The sequence below is a fragment of the Burkholderia pulmonis genome (genome assembly GCF_984667975.1).
This window is the reverse complement of the sequence record NZ_OZ480187.1, coordinates 1,052,590-1,064,955: the sequence shown is the minus strand read 5'-3', so window position 1 is coordinate 1,064,955 and position 12,366 is coordinate 1,052,590. Positions and strand designations below refer to the sequence as shown.

At 65.9% G+C, this 12,366-nt stretch carries 9 protein-coding genes; 4 read left to right on the top strand and 5 right to left on the bottom strand.

Annotation, left to right across the window (positions count from 1 at the left end; translation table 11 throughout):
* The first annotated feature begins 121 nt into the window (after positions 1-121).
* Complete coding sequence (locus AC5LXK_RS21565; RefSeq protein ID WP_493393485.1) at positions 122-1,414, top strand: NAD(P)/FAD-dependent oxidoreductase; 1,293 nt, start codon at positions 122-124, stop codon at positions 1,412-1,414.
* A gap of 44 nt (positions 1,415-1,458) precedes the next feature.
* Positions 1,459-1,848, top strand: coding sequence for a DUF3331 domain-containing protein (locus AC5LXK_RS21560; protein WP_493393484.1), 390 nt, complete (start codon positions 1,459-1,461; stop codon positions 1,846-1,848).
* Positions 1,849-1,850: 2 nt separating this feature from the next.
* On the opposite strand, the gene AC5LXK_RS21555 is transcribed toward AC5LXK_RS21560, so the two are convergent.
* Positions 1,851-3,179: a dicarboxylate/amino acid:cation symporter gene (locus tag AC5LXK_RS21555; protein WP_493393483.1), complete on the bottom strand. Its 1,329-nt coding sequence runs from the start codon at positions 3,177-3,179 to the stop codon at positions 1,851-1,853.
* A 175-nt stretch (positions 3,180-3,354) separates the two neighbouring features.
* Entirely contained in the window at positions 3,355-5,106 is a 1,752-nt protein-coding gene (gene ggt, locus AC5LXK_RS21550; protein ID WP_493393482.1) for a gamma-glutamyltransferase, read from the bottom strand.
* 362 nt (positions 5,107-5,468) lie between these two features.
* On the opposite strand from ggt, the gene AC5LXK_RS21545 reads away from it, so the two are divergent.
* A complete protein-coding gene (locus tag AC5LXK_RS21545) occupies positions 5,469-6,347 on the top strand; it encodes a MurR/RpiR family transcriptional regulator (RefSeq protein ID WP_493393481.1) in 879 nt (292 codons plus the stop codon).
* 27 nt (positions 6,348-6,374) lie between these two features.
* Here the strand turns inward: AC5LXK_RS21545 and AC5LXK_RS21540 are convergent, their stop codons facing one another.
* The 3 genes from AC5LXK_RS21540 to AC5LXK_RS21530 all read right to left on the bottom strand — a co-directional run bounded on the left by AC5LXK_RS21540 (position 6,375) and on the right by AC5LXK_RS21530 (position 11,155).
* Positions 6,375-7,721, bottom strand: coding sequence for an ABC transporter ATP-binding protein (locus tag AC5LXK_RS21540; protein WP_493393480.1), 1,347 nt, complete (start codon positions 7,719-7,721; stop codon positions 6,375-6,377).
* Positions 7,722-7,732: 11 nt separating this feature from the next.
* Complete coding sequence (locus AC5LXK_RS21535; RefSeq protein ID WP_493393479.1) at positions 7,733-9,484, bottom strand: ABC transporter permease; 1,752 nt, start codon at positions 9,482-9,484, stop codon at positions 7,733-7,735.
* Positions 9,485-9,565: 81 nt separating this feature from the next.
* Entirely contained in the window at positions 9,566-11,155 is a 1,590-nt protein-coding gene (locus AC5LXK_RS21530; protein ID WP_493393478.1) for an inorganic phosphate transporter, read from the bottom strand.
* A 255-nt stretch (positions 11,156-11,410) separates the two neighbouring features.
* Between AC5LXK_RS21530 and AC5LXK_RS21525 the strand changes: the two genes are divergently transcribed.
* A complete protein-coding gene (locus AC5LXK_RS21525) occupies positions 11,411-12,355 on the top strand; it encodes a metallophosphoesterase family protein (RefSeq protein WP_493393477.1) in 945 nt (314 codons plus the stop codon).
* Positions 12,356-12,366 lie beyond the last annotated feature (11 nt).

Here is a 12,366-nt window from a genome sequence, read left to right as displayed (position 1 = left end):
AATGCCCGTGTTCGGGCCCCGGTTCCACTTCCCCGGAATTGAATTGCCTGCCCTGCTCCGTTGACACGCGGAGCCGGGAAGCGCTACGATCATACCTTATTCATCACGTGATGATTTATCCATGACAACCCCTACACGCATCGTCATCGTCGGCGGCGGGATCGCCGGGCTGCAGCTCGCCACCCGTCTGGGCGAGCGTCTCGGCCGGTCCGGGCGTGCGCAGGTCACCGTCGTCGATCGCAGTCCCACCCACATCTGGAAGCCGATGCTGCACACGATCGCGGCCGGCACGCGCGACGTCCAGCAGCAACAGGTGATCTTCCTCGCCCATGCGCGCGACCACGGCTACACGTACCAGCCCGGCGAACTGAAGGGGCTCGATCGCGTGCGCCGCCGCGTGCAGCTCGGCGAGATCCGCTCGCAGGACGGCGATGTGGTGATCGAAGCGCGTGAACTCGAATACGACGTGCTGATCCTCGCGCTCGGCAGCCAGGCCAACGATTTCGGCGTGCCGGGCGTGCGCGAGCACTGCTACTTCATCGACAGCCAGCAGCAGGCGGAAACGTTCAACGAAGCGTTGCGGATGCGCGTGTTCCGCAGCATCGCGCGCGACGAGCCGTTTCGTGTGGCGATCGTCGGCGCGGGCGCGACGGGCGTGGAGCTGGCGGCGGAGCTGAGCCGCCTGCTGGAAGTCGCGCAGGCCTATGGCGACGAAACGGTGCGCGAGCGGCTGCAGCTCACGCTGCTCGAAAGCGGCCCGCGCATCCTCAATGCGTTTCCGCCGAAGATTTCCGCGTCCGCGCAGCGGCGGCTCGAGCAGATCGGTTTTCACGTACTGACGTCGACGCGCGTCACGTCGGCCGACGCGAACGGTTTCCACTACGGCGACGGTTCGTTCGCCGAAGCGGACCTGATGGTCTGGGCGGCCGGCGTGAAGGCGCCCGATTTCATGCAGACGCTCGGCGGGCTCGATACGAACCGCGCGAACCAGGTCGTCGTCGGGCCGACGCTGCAGGCAACGGGCGACGAGCACGTGTTCGCGATCGGCGATTGCGCGACCCTGCAGCCCGACGGCCAGGAACGGCCGTTGCCGCCGACCGCGCAGGTCGCGACGCAGCAGGCCGAACATCTCGCGAAGCACCTGCCCGCATGGCTCGACGGCACGCCGATTCCACCGTTCGCATTCCACGACTTCGGTGCGCTCGTGTCGATCAGCGATTACGACGCGTTCGGCACGCTCGGGCAGTTCGGATTCTTCCGCGGCGGCTTCATCCAGGGGCGTTTCGCGCAGTTCAGCCACCTGATGCTCTACCGGCGGCACCAGCAGGCGCTGCACGGTTTCTCCAAGGCGACCCTGCTGTGGATCGCCGAACGAATCAACGGCTGGGTGCAGCCGCGCATCCGCCTGTCGTGATCCCGCGCGTGGCGGCACCGCGCAACGTTTCGAGGAAAAGAGACATGAACAACCCAGCAGCGCCCTGGCTCATGACCGTTGCCGCGATCGGCAGCTTCGACATGCCGTCCGTCTCGTGGGGCCTCCCGCGGCGGCGCACCGTCACGCGCGACCGGTTGCCGTCGTGGGACGCATCGAGCAAGCCGTCCATCAGCGTGCTCGAGCGGCCCACGGCCGACACCGTGATGATTTCGTGGCGCGATGCGTGCACCGGGCACTACGGCTACCAGAAGTGGCGGTTGTTCACGACGCGCAAGCGCGGCGTGTGCGCGCTGTCGGGTCGATCGATCGAGATCGGCGACAGCGTCTATGCACCGCAACTGCTCGGCTCGACGCCGGGCAACGCCGCCGCCATGGTGCTCGCGGCGTGCATCGACGAAGTCCTGGCGGCCTGACGTCAGGACGGCGTGGCCTGCCCGGCGCCATAGGCCGGATCGCGGCTCTGCCGTTCGAGTTCGGCATCGAGATGCGCGGCATGTGCGTGCGCTTCGGCTTCCGACATCAGTTCGCCCTCCCACTTCGCAACCACCGCGCTGGCAATCGAATTGCCGACCGCGTTGGTCGCCGAGCGGCCCATGTCGAGGAACGTGTCGACACCGAGGATCAGCAGCAGCCCGGCCTCCGGGATGTTGAACTGGTGCAGCGTCGCCGCGATCACGACCAGCGACGCGCGCGGCACGCCGGCCATCCCCTTCGACGTCAGCATCAGGACCAGCAGCATCGTGACCTGCGTGCCGAGCGACAGGTGGATGTCGTAGGCCTGCGCGATGAACAGCGACGCGAACGTGCAGTACATCATCGAGCCGTCGAGGTTGAACGAATAGCCCATCGGCATCACGAAGCTCGAGATCTTGCGTCGCACGCCGAAACGGTCGAGCGCGTCGAGGATCTTCGGGTACGCGGCTTCCGAACTCGCGGTCGCGAACGACAGCATGAACGCTTCCTTGATCAGCACGAGCAGCTTGAACACGCGACGGCCGAGGAACAGCAGCCCGGCCGCGACGAGCGTCGCCCACAGCAGCATGAGGCTCGCGTAGAAGTCGCCCATGAACACCGCGAACTTCAGCAGGATCGACAGTCCGTTGACGGCGACAGTCGACGCCATCGCAGCCATCACCGCGAGCGGCGCGAGCTTCATCACGTAGCCGGTGATCTTCAGCATCACGTGTGCCAGCTGGTCGATCGCGGCGACGAGGATCTTGCCGCGCTCGCCGAGCGCCGACAGCGCGACGCCGAAGAACATCGAGAACACGACGATCTGCAGGATCTCGTTGTTCGCCATCGCCTCGGCGATCGACTTCGGCACCATGTGGCCGACGAAGTCCTTCAGCGTGAACTTGGACGTCGCAAGATGCGCGGACGCGCCGATGTCCGGCAGCGGCAGGCCGAGGTTCTCGCCCGGTCGCAGCAGGTTCGCCATCATCAGCCCGAGCAGCAGCGAGATCAGCGACGCGGTGACGAACCAGCCGAACGCCTTCACGAACACGCGCCCGACCGACGACGCATCGCCCATGTGCGCAATGCCGACGACGAGCGTCGAGAACACCAGCGGGCCGATCACCATCTTGATCAGCCGCAGGAACACGTCGGACACGAGCGAGATGTAGCCGGCGATTTCGGCGGCCGACTGCTTGTCCGGAAGCTGCGTGTAGATCAGGTAGCCGATCAGGATGCCGGCGGCCATCGCGAGCAGGATCCAGCCTGCCGCGGACATTCGTTTGTTCATGACGGAATTCGCCGCAGGGCGAAGGAGTTGACGGAAGGAAAGCGCCCACTCCGTGACGGAGGGCGCGTGTGGCGAGCCGGTCAGGCTTGCCGATGCCGCGAACGGACGCGCTGCCGCCGCACCGGCATTCGCGAAAAGGCGAATGCCGGCGGCGGTTCAGCGCGGGGCGATCAGGTCAGTAGCCGATCGCCGAGCCGGCCGGACGACGCGGGTCGTTGTAGCCGTAGATGAAGCCGACACGCACGTTGCCGGATACGGACGAATCGTTCCCGGAACTCTGGCGGCTCGCCGCCTCGGTGCCCGGCAGGCCGACCATGATCAGCTCGGCGGCGCCCCACGGCGTCTGCTCGACCATCTTGTAGCCCATGTTGCGCAGGATCGCGAGCGTGTCGGGCGACAGGCCGTAGGTTTCGTAGTACACCTCGTCCGGCAGCCACTGGTGGTGGATGCGCGGCGCGGCGACCGCGTCCTGCGGCGTCATCCCGTAGTCGATCACGTTCAGCACGGTCTGCAGCGTGATCGTGATGATGCGCGACCCGCCCGGCGAACCGACCACCATGAACACCTTGCCGTCCTTCTTCACGATGGTCGGCGCCATCGACGACAGCGGACGCTTGCCCGGCGCGATCGAATTGCGCGTGCCCTGCACGAGGCCGAACATGTTCTGCGCGCCGACCTTCACGGTGAAGTCGTCCATCTCGTCGTTCAGGAAGAAGCCCGTGCCCGGCGCGATGACCACGGCGCCGAAGCGGCCGTTGACCGTATAGGTCGTCGACACCGCGTTGCCGTCGTGGTCGATGATCGAGTAGTGCGTCGTTTCCGGTTTCTCGTGCACGCCGACACCGGGCTGCACGTCGACCGACGGCGTCGCCGTATCGGCATGGATGCTCTTGCGGATCTGCGCCGCGTATTCCTTGCTCGTCAGCTTCGCGATCGGGTTGTCGATGAAGTTCGGATCGCCGAGCAGCGTGTTGCGGTCTTCGTACGCGTGACGCATCGCTTCGGTCATGTAATGGACCGCCGCGGCCGAGTGGTAGCCGAGCTTGCGCAGGTCATACCCTTCGAGGATGTTCAGCGTCTCGCACATCGTCACGCCGCCCGAGCTCGGCGGCGGCGCCGACACGAACTCGTAGCCGCGATACGTGCACGTCAGCGGCGCCATGTCCTGCGCACGGTAGGACGCGAAATCGGCCGCGGTGATCACGCCGCCGCCGCGCTTGGCCGCCGCCTCGACGATCTTCGGAATCTCGCCGTGATAGAACGCGTCGGGCCCCTGCTCCGCGATCCGCTCGAGCGTACGCGCCAGGTCCTTCTGCACCAGGCGGTCGCCCGGCTGCAGCGCCGTGCCGTCCGGGCGCAGGAAGATACGCGCGGCTTCCGGATCCTTCCTGAAGCGCTCGACCGTGGTGTCGAGGATGTCGGTATCGCCGCGCGTCAGCACGAAACCGTCGCGCGCGAGCCGGATCGCCGGCTCCATCACCTGCTTGCGCGTCAGCTTCCCGTACTTGCGCTGCGCGAGATCGAGGCCGGCCACCGTGCCCGGCACGCCGACCGCGCGATAGCCGTACAGGCTCTGGTCCGGAATGACGTTGCCTGCCGCATCGAGATACATGTTCGCGGAAGCCGCCGCCGGCGCGGTCTCGCGGAAGTTGATGAAGCGGTCCTGGCCGTCGGCCAGGTGGATGGTCATGAAACCGCCGCCGCCGATATTGCCGCAGCACGAATTGGTCACGGCCTGCGCATAGCCGACCGCCACCGCCGCGTCCACCGCATTGCCGCCTTCCTTCAGGATGTCGACGCCGATCTGCGACGCGAAGTGCTGCGACGACACGACCATGCCGTTCTTCGCTTCGACCGCCGGGTCCGATGCGGCGAACGCGCACACGCTCATCGCCGACACCAGGGTGAGTACTACGAGCCGCCTCATGACGGAATCCTCCAGACAAGTAAACCGGGCCGTGCCGGAATGCGCCGCCGCGCACCCGAGGCTCGACGCTGCCCATCCGACATGTAATAAACAATACATTCCAGCAAGGCCGCGATCATAGCACTCGCTTTTTTGCATCAATACCTAGGGTTATCACTGAATATAAAACGAATGACGGTAAAGGCGATTCCCCCAGAATGTTTATTTCATTACATTCATGAGTGAGCCGTCTGGCCTGGCGATGCGTCCCTCTAATATCGGGACGTACGCGGCCCGCCGCCCGTCAATCGGCTAACATGCGTGGAATCGCCGGCAGACCCAGGTCTGCCGTTTGTCATTCAGATAGAGAGCTGGAGTGCCCGATGGGGACGAGCATCAGGGCGTTGCTGTTATCCCAGATGGATAGCTTCACGCCGTCGGAACAGAAGGTCGCGCAGGCGTTGCTGGATCGCTACCCCAGTCTCGGGCTGGGGCCCATCGCGCAGTTTGCGAAGCAGGCGGAAGTCAGCGACCCGACCGTGTTCCGCTTCGTCGTCCGGATCGGCTTCACGAATTACTCGTCGTTCCAGCAGGCGCTGCATGACGAAATCGACACCGCGATGAATTCGCCGCTCGCGCGGATGGATGCGTTCCACTCGGAAACCGGTATGCGCGACAGCCATGCGGCGATCTTCCAGCGGCTGTCCGGGGCGCTCGCGACCACGATCGAAGGACTCGACGCGGCCGCGTTCGACGCAGCCGTGGCGGTACTGGCCGATCCGGACGTACGCGTCTTCTGCGGCGGCGGCCGCTACACCGCACCGCTCGCATCGCTGTTTTCGTTCACGCTGGCCTATGCGCGACCGCATGTGCAGTACGTCGAGCCGAACGTGAATCTCGCGTCGGTCGCCCTGGCCGACATGGGGCGCGGCGACGTGCTCGTGATCTTCGACTTTCGCCGCTACCAGAAGGACAGCATCCGTTTCGCGCAGGCCGCACACCAGCTCGGCGCGCGCATCCTGCTGATCACCGACGAATGGCGATCGCCGATCGGCGAGTTTGCGGAAATCGTGCTGCGGATCCAGGGTCGCCCGTTCGCGATGCTGCAGACCAACGTGCCGGCGCTGGCGCTCGCCGAGGCGCTGGTGATCGGCGTGACGAACCGGCTGCCGGAACTGGCGCGGCAGCGGATGGAGAAGATCGAACGGCTCAATACGGGCGGTATCGAGCTGGATACGAATCAGCGGGATCTGCCCGAATGACGATCGATCGCCATCCGGGCGCGGGCATCAGATCTCGACATCCTCGAGGCTGAACACTTCCGTCTTGTCGTTGTACGAGAAGACCTCGCCGTAGCGGCCCCAGTCGATCACCGCGTCGAGCGTTTCCTCGGCGGCCTCGTCGGACAGGAAATCCTCGAGTTCCTGCTCGAAGCGCACGCGCGGCGCACGATGGCCCGGACGCTCGTTCAGCACCTTCCGGATCCGCGCCGCGAGCGGCACATGCTTCAGCAGGTGATCGGCGAACATCAGCTTGCGCTCCTGCGTGCCGAATTCCGCGAACACGCGTGCGGGCGGCGTCAGGTACACGTCGCCTTCGCGCACGTCGGCGAAACCGAGGTATTGCAGCACTTCGGCGATCGGGAACAGTTCGTCCACTTCCAGATGCAGCGTCCGCGCGATTTCCGGCATGTCGGCACGGCCGTGGTACGGCGCCATCGCTAGCGTCTCGATCAGGCCCGCCATCAGGTTGGTCGACACGCGCGGCATCCAGCTGCCGAGTTCGAGCCCCTTCTTCGTCGCCTCGTTGGTCTGGCGCGCCGTCATCTTCGCGTAGATGTCGTCGACGAGCTTGCGGAAATCGGTGTCGAGACGATTGCGCGGATGCTTGAACGGCACCTTGATCTCGGCGATCACGCGGCCCGGGTTCGACGACAGCACGAGGATCCGGTCGCACATGAACACGGCTTCCTCGATGTTGTGCGTGACGATCAGCACCGACTTGATCGGCATGCGGCCCTGCGTCCACAGATCGAGCAGGTCGGTACGCAGCGTTTCCGCCGTCAGCACGTCGAGCGCCGAGAACGGCTCGTCCATCAGCAGGATCGTCGGATCGACGACGAGCGCGCGCGCAAAGCCCACGCGCTGGCGCATGCCGCCCGACAGCTCGCGCGGGTACGCGTTCTCGAAGCCGTCGAGGCCGATCAGGTCGATCGCGGCGAGCGCGCGCTCGCGCCGCTCGCGCGCACCGACGCCGAGCGCTTCGAGACCGGCTTCCACGTTCTGCAGCACCGTGAGCCACGGGAACAGCGCGAAGGTCTGGAACACCATCGCGACGCCTTCGGCCGGGCCGCTCAGCGGCTTGCCGAGATAGCTGACTTCGCCGCCGGTCGGCTCGATCAGGCCGGCGATGATCCGCAGCAGCGTCGACTTGCCCGAGCCGGAACGGCCGAGCAGCCCGACGATCTCGCCTTCGCGCAGCGACAGGTTCGCGTCGTCGAGCACGAGCAGTTCGCCCTGCGTCTTGTTGAAGCCGCGGCAAACGTGGTCGACCCGCAGGATTTCGTCGCCGAGGCGCGGCGGCTGCAGCGGCTGGGACGTCTGGACGGGGGCGTGGATTACGGTCGAATTTTGCATCGCGCTTACTCTCAGTCGAGACGGAGCCGGGATTCCGCATAGGCGTACATCGGACGCCACAGCAGACGGTTGAACAGGGTGACGAACAGGGACATCACGGCGATGCCCAGGATGATCTTCGGGAAATCGCCGGCGGCGGTCGTCTGCGCGATGTAGGCGCCGAGGCCGTGCGCGACGACCTTGGTATCGCCCCACTGCACGAACTCGGACACGATGCTCGCGTTCCACGCGCCTCCCGATGCGGTGATCGCGCCCGTCACGTAATACGGGAAGATGCCCGGCAGGATCGCCTGCCGCCACCACTGCCGGCCGCGAATCCGGAAATTCTTCGTGACTTCCTTGTAATCGTTCGGATAGGACATCGCCCCCGCGATCACGTTGAACAGGATGTACCACTGCGTGCCGAGCACGATCAGCGGCGACAGCCAGATGTCCGCGTTCAGGTGGAAGTGGACGATCACGATCACGAACACCGGGAACAGCAGGTTGGCCGGGAACGCGGCGAGGAACTGCGCAAGCGGCTGGATCTTCTCGGCCAGCGCGGGACGCAGCCCGATCCACACGCCGAGCGGCACCCAGATCACCGATGCGATCGCGATCAGCAGCATCACGCGCAGCAGCGTGATGAGCCCGAGCACGAGCACGTGGCCGACCTCCGGCATCGTCACGCCGGTGGCCACGAAGGTGACGACGCGCCACACGACGTACACCGTCAGCAGGATCACCAGCACGCCCCAGATGAAGTCACCGATCCGCGACGAACGGCGGCTCAGCGCGACACGCGAGCCGACACCCTTGAACGACGGCACGCGCAGCGGAATCCGCGCGACCTGCGACAGCAGCCAGCCGGCCGGCACGAGCAGCTGATGGATCAGGTGCGTGCGGCGCATCATGTCGAGCAGCCAGGATTGCGGCGCATCGCCCGACGCGGTGTTCTCCATCCGGAACTTGTCGGCCCACGCGACGAGCGGACGGAACAGCAGCTGGTCATACGCGAGGATCACGACCGTCATCGCGACGATCACCCAGCCGACCGCGCCGAGGTTCTTGTCGGAGATCGCCTGCGCGAGATACGCACCGATGCCCGGCAGCGTGATCGTCTGGTTGCCGACGGTGATGGCTTCCGACGCGACGACGAAGAACCAGCCGCCCGACATCGACATCATCATGTTCCAGATCAGGCCCGGCATCGAGAACGGCACCTCGAGCTTCCAGAAGCGCTGCCATGCCGTCAGGTGGAAGCCGCGCGACACTTCGTGCAGGTCGCGCGGCACCGTGCGCAGCGACTGGTAGAAGCTGAACGTCATGTTCCACGCCTGGCTCGTGAAGATCGCGAAGATCGCCGCGAGCTCCGCGCCGAGCACGCGGCCCGGGAACAGCGCGATGAAGAACGTGACGGTGAACGAGATGTAGCCGAGCACCGGCACCGACTGCAGGATGTCGAGGATCGGGATCAGCACCATGCCCGCGCGGCGGCTCTTGGCCGCGAGCGTGCCGTAGACGAGCGTGAACACGAGCGACGCGACCATCGCGGCGAGCATCCGCAGCGTGGTACGCAGCGCGTATTCGGGCAGGTTCGACGGATCGAGCGAGATCTTCTGCGTCTGCAGCACGCCGATCGGCGCCATCGTCTGGTGAAAACCGACGATCGCCATCGCGAGCAGGCAGATGATCAGCGGAAACGCGACGGCATCCCAGCGGTTGGGCAGCACGCGCCACGCCGAGGCGTTCGCGGTGCGGTTCGGATCGAAACTGATATCCATCGGTAGCGTCTTGTGTTGAATTGAAAATCGATGGGACCGGCCGCGACCCGCGCGGCCGGACGTCGCGCCCCCCGGCGCGGGTCAGAACAGCCCGTGCAGCGCCCAGTACAGGACGGCCGACAGCGCGATCGATGCGGGCAGCGTGAGCACCCACGCGAGCACGAGGTTGCGCACGGTATCCCAGCGCAGGCCCGCGCCGCTCGCCGTCATCGTGCCGGCCACGCCCGACGCGAGCACGTGCGTCGTCGATACCGGCAGCCCGTACGCGTCGGCCATCCCGATCGTCAGCATCGCGACGGCTTCCGCCGACGCGCCCTGCCCGTACGTGAGATGCGACTTGCCGATCTTCTCGCCGACCGTCACGACGATCCGCTTCCAGCCGACCATCGTGCCGAGGCCGAGTGCAATCGCGACCGCGACCTTCACCCACGTCGGGATGAATTTCGTCGCACGGTCCATCTGCTGCTTGAACGCTTCGAGCGCGCTCGCGTCCTCGATCGAGAACGCCGGCGCCTTCGCCTTCTCCATCAGGCGGATCGCTTCGGATGCGACATACATGTTGTTGCGCACGTTGTCGACGAGGTTCTGCGGGACCGTCGAGATGCCGCCGGCCTGTGCGACCTGGTCGGCGATCGTGTCGGTGAGCTTGCCGAGCGCCGGAATCGTCGCGGGCGTCAGCTTGTGCGTGCGCACGTACGCCTCGACGTCGGCGCGCGGGCCGGTGGACTGCGCGGCCGGGTCCGCATACCTGGCGAGCGTCACCGACGCATGGCGCGCGACCGCGACGAACGTGCTGGTCTGGTCCGGCGTCACGGCCTTGTTCAGCGCATAGGCGGTCGGCATCACGCCGATCAGGATCAGCATGATCAGGCCCATGCCCTTCTGCCCGTCGTTCGAACCGTGCGCGAACGACACGCCGGTGCAGGTCAGGATCAGCAGCAGGCGGATCCAGAACGGCGGCGGCTTGTTGCCCTTCGGCTCCTGGTACAGCGCCGGCACGCGCACGACCGCCTTCAGCAGCAGCAACACGAGTGCGGACAGTACGAAACCGATCAGCGGCGAGAACAGCAGCGCCTTGCCGACGCCGAGCGCCTGGTTCCAGTCGACGCCGCTCGTAGCCGACGGGCCGCTGACGATCTGGTTCATCAGGCCGACACCGATGATCGAGCCGACCAGCGTGTGCGAACTCGACGACGGGAGTCCGAAATACCAGGTCGCGAGGTTCCATGTAACGGCCGCGATCAGCAGCGAGAACACCATCGCGAAGCCCGAGCCGCTGCCCACCTGCAGGATCAGCTCGACCGGAAGCAGCTGCAGGATGCCGAACGCGACAGCGCCGCTCGAGACCATCACGCCGCACAGGTTCCACAGGCCCGACCAGACGACCGCGAGGTGCGGGTCGAGCGAATGCGTGTAGATGACGGTCGCGACCGCGTTCGCGGTGTCGTGGAAGCCGTTCACGAACTCGAAGCCGAGCGCGATCAGCAACGCCACGATCAGCATCATGAACGGAAGGATCGAGCTTTCCTTGACAGGACTGAGGTCGTCGCTGAGATGGATACCGACGTAGACGATGCCGCAGGCAATGATCAGGAAAAACAGCGCGAGGCTGATGTTGCGCGTGCGGTGGCTGGCTGCACCGCTGGTTTCCGTTGCCGCGAGATTCGGCATGAAGGGGCTCCGGATAGGTGATTCGGAGTGGCAGGCTATCCGGCGGTCGTGACGCAAATGTGACGTGTCACTTACAAGTCATTGACAGATCAGCCGCGCCGCATCGCGCATCGCCCTGCCGGCCGCCAACACCGGTGTTCGAGCGCGTAACGCACGGGAATAAATCCGCCGCTTCGCCGGTATCGCATGTGAAAGCGCCGGCTTATTCCAGGACGATCCGGCCGTCCGGTTTCGTCACACGAATGCGAGGCTCACATGTCTTCATCGACCCCCACCCGCCCGTCGCGTCGCAAGGCCCTGCAATGCATGGCCTTCGGCGGGCTCGGCACGCTGTTCACGCTGTCCGGCGGCATCCTCACGCCGTTCGACCTCGCGCTCGCGCAGGCCGGCGACGCGCGGCCGGCCGACGCCGGCCGGCCGCTGTTCGTACAGATCAGCGATACCCACATCGGCTTCAACAAGGACGCGAATCCCGACGTATCAGCCACGCTGAAGCAGACGATCGATCTCGTCAACGGGATGCCCGCGCTGCCCGCGCTGGCCATCCATACCGGCGACATCACGCACCTGTCGAAGGCCGAGGAATTCGACCACGCGTCGCAGCTGCTGTCCGCGCTGCGCGTGCCGGAACTGCACACGGTGCCCGGCGAGCACGACGTCACCGACGGTTCGGGCGCCGAATATTTCGGTCGGTTCGGCAAGGCGTCGGACAACCGCGGGTATTACAGCTTCGATCACGCGGGCGTGCACTTCGTCGCCCTCGTCAACGTGATGCATTTCAAGCAGAACGGGCTCGGCAGCTTCGGCGACGACCAGCTCGCATGGCTCGCGCAGGATCTGAAGGGCCGCTCGTCGAGCACGCCGATCGTCGTGTTCTCGCACATGCCGATGTGGACCATCTACGAACCGTGGGGCTGGGGTACCGGCGATGCGCCGCAGACGATGGCGCTGCTGCGCCGCTTCGGGTCGGTCACCGTGCTGAACGGGCACATCCACCAGATCGTGTCGAAGGTCGAAGGCAACGTGACGTTCCACACCGCGCGCTCCACCGCGTTCCCGCAGCCGACGGCCGGCAACGGCCCGGGCCCCGTGCCGCTCACGGTGCCGCGCGACCGGCTGCCCGCGATGCTCGGCGTGACGACCGTCGAATTCGCCGGCCATCCGGTTGCGTCGGCGCTGCACGACGCGACGCTCGCCTGATGACAATGAGG

What these genes read in the sequence shown, in the direction of transcription:
- AC5LXK_RS21565 (WP_493393485.1), top strand. Translation starts at nt 122, where the DNA reads ATGACAACCCCTACACGCATCGTCATCGTCGGCGGCGGGATCGCCGGG.
- AC5LXK_RS21560 (WP_493393484.1), top strand. Translation starts at nt 1,459, where the DNA reads ATGAACAACCCAGCAGCGCCCTGGCTCATGACCGTTGCCGCGATCGGC.
- AC5LXK_RS21555 (WP_493393483.1), bottom strand. Translation starts at nt 3,179, where the DNA reads ATGAACAAACGAATGTCCGCGGCAGGCTGGATCCTGCTCGCGATGGCC.
- ggt (WP_493393482.1), bottom strand. Translation starts at nt 5,106, where the DNA reads ATGAGGCGGCTCGTAGTACTCACCCTGGTGTCGGCGATGAGCGTGTGC.
- AC5LXK_RS21545 (WP_493393481.1), top strand. Translation starts at nt 5,469, where the DNA reads ATGGGGACGAGCATCAGGGCGTTGCTGTTATCCCAGATGGATAGCTTC.
- AC5LXK_RS21540 (WP_493393480.1), bottom strand. Translation starts at nt 7,721, where the DNA reads ATGCAAAATTCGACCGTAATCCACGCCCCCGTCCAGACGTCCCAGCCG.
- AC5LXK_RS21535 (WP_493393479.1), bottom strand. Translation starts at nt 9,484, where the DNA reads ATGGATATCAGTTTCGATCCGAACCGCACCGCGAACGCCTCGGCGTGG.
- AC5LXK_RS21530 (WP_493393478.1), bottom strand. Translation starts at nt 11,155, where the DNA reads ATGCCGAATCTCGCGGCAACGGAAACCAGCGGTGCAGCCAGCCACCGC.
- AC5LXK_RS21525 (WP_493393477.1), top strand. Translation starts at nt 11,411, where the DNA reads ATGTCTTCATCGACCCCCACCCGCCCGTCGCGTCGCAAGGCCCTGCAA.